We start from the raw sequence: 2,046 nt of genomic DNA on the forward strand, positions 1-2,046 counted from the left end.
AATTATCGGAAATTAATTATAATAATAGTTATTTTGTTATTAGTATCCAATAAGATGTAATCTGCAACATTTCAATAAATCAACTTTATATTCCATAATATTGATTTAGCGAAAATAATATTTCCCTAACGATGGCGCCTAATGAGCCCAAAGAGACTTAGCCGAGAGGTGCTAACTCTTTGAGAGTGCGAAATGGTGTTGGAGTAGGCGTTCTGGCGCCAAGGCTGTGACTGATCGATCAGTCTAAACCCCTATATTGACATGCAGTAAACTTACAGCATATTAGGCAAATGACAGACGATCAGCTCAACCTCATCTTCAAAGCTCTATCGGATAGTACGCGCCGCCGCATTATCGAATACCTGAGCAAGCAATCTGCTCAGTCGTTGTTCGAGCTGTGCGCGGCATCGGTTGCATCAGATGGTGTCGCTTTGTCGCGACAGACGGTCTCCCAGCACCTTGCTGTATTAGAAAAAGCCGGTCTAATCGAGACGACATGGAAAGGCAGAACGAAGGCTCATTCATTGAGTGTCACTGACGGTCATATAGAGGCTGCGTCGTGGCTGATGGAATTTAGAAAGGACGGACCAAAAACATGAAAGTCTATGTGACCAGCATCCATGTCGATGATCAGGACAAGGCCGAAAAATTTTATACTGATGTTCTTGGCTTTGAGGTTAAAAACAATATTCCTCTCGGAGAGCATCGTTGGTTGACGGTTGTATCAGGCGAGGATCTCAATGGTACGGAATTGCTTCTTGAGCCAAGTGATCACCCTGCTGTGGCGCCCTATAAGAAAGCACTCGTTCGTGACGGAATTCCCGCTCATTCATTTCAGGTCCAAGATCTTGCCGCAGAGAGGAACAGACTGGGCGAACTGGGCGTGACCTTCACTGTTGAACCAATGGATGCAGGGCCGGTTCGTATGGCGGTTTTTGATGATACCTGCGGCAACCTTATTCAGTTGATCGAGATAGTGGGCGTTGCTGGGTAATCAACGACTTTAGAGCACTGCGCCCTCGCCTTCACTGTTTCCTCTACACGGCCATCAAACATGTTCGATAAGCTTAAGAAAATAAACGAAAAACCAGCTGCGTTTGAGGTCTATACGGCCGATGCTTTATGGGCTGACGATTACCGCTCAAAACAGATGCTGGCCTTTCATCTGAATGAAGGCATTGATGTTTCTTCCCGAAATATGGAGTTCATCAATCGCTCTGCTACGTGGATTGGTGAGCACTTTGATCTTGGCGAAGGCAAGTCGCTTTGTGACTTCGGCTGCGGTCCGGGGCTTTATACCACTCGTCTTGCTAAAACGGGGGCGAAGGTAACGGGACTGGATTTTTCTGCCAACTCTTTGGCTTATGCTCGTGAACAGGCGCAGCTCGCGCAGTTGCCTATCAATTATGTTCAAACGAACTATCTTGAATTTCAAAGCCAAGAGCAGTTTGATTTGATTACCATGATCATGTGTGACTTCTGCGCGTTAAGTCCTGCGCAGCGCAAGGTGTTGCTGGCTAAGTTTCGTGAGTGCCTTAAGGATGACGGGGCTATTTTGCTGGATGTGTACTCCATGGCCGGATACGCAGCGCGTGAAGAGACAGCCTTCTATGAGAAAAACCAGCTGAACCGCTTCTGGTGCGAGGATGACTACTACTGCTTCGTGAATACATGGAAGTATGATGATGAGGCTGTGGTGCTGGATAAGTACAGCATCTTTCAAGCAAACGGTAAGGAAGAGACCGTCTACAACTGGCTACAGTATTTCAGCCCTGAGAAGTTGAAGGAGGAGCTCGCAGCTGCAGGGTTTGCGGTAAAGCTCATCTTGAAGGATGTGGCTGGAAGCCCCTACTGCGACCAGCATGCAGAATTTGCAGTAGTAGCCGTGAGAGCCTGAAGAGCTTGCAGGCCGTCCTAAGGCCCGAGCTCCGGCGCATCAGGGAGCCGTAGCCCCTCACTTACACCGCGTTTTTAAACCGTCGGCGGGTTACGGTTCTACTTATCGTGTTCGATCCGGGGGGGATGCCATTTAGCTCATTATGAAAT

Annotated in this window: 3 protein-coding genes; all 3 read left to right on the forward strand. The window is 47.9% G+C overall.

Translation table 11 applies throughout. The features are described 5' to 3' along the window. The first annotated feature begins 290 nt into the window (after positions 1 to 290). The 3 genes from E1162_RS00115 to E1162_RS00125 are packed head-to-tail and all read left to right on the forward strand — an operon-like array spanning position 291 to position 1,897. Positions 291 to 599 carry an ArsR/SmtB family transcription factor gene (locus E1162_RS00115; RefSeq protein WP_155125411.1) on the forward strand — a complete coding sequence of 103 codons (309 nt, stop codon included), beginning with the start codon at positions 291 to 293 and terminating at the stop codon, positions 597 to 599. Then, positions 596 to 994 (forward strand): VOC family protein, encoded by a 399-nt coding sequence (locus E1162_RS00120; RefSeq protein ID WP_155125412.1) that lies wholly within the window; start codon positions 596 to 598, stop codon positions 992 to 994. Before E1162_RS00115 ends, E1162_RS00120 begins: the two co-directional genes overlap by 4 nt. A gap of 60 nt (positions 995 to 1,054) precedes the next feature. Beyond that, a complete protein-coding gene (locus E1162_RS00125) occupies positions 1,055 to 1,897 on the forward strand; it encodes an SAM-dependent methyltransferase (RefSeq protein ID WP_155125413.1) in 843 nt (280 codons plus the stop codon). The last annotated feature ends 149 nt before the right edge of the window (positions 1,898 to 2,046 follow it).

Source organism: Pseudovibrio flavus, assembly GCF_009711345.1.
Lineage (GTDB): Bacteria > Pseudomonadota > Alphaproteobacteria > Rhizobiales > Stappiaceae > Pseudovibrio > Pseudovibrio flavus.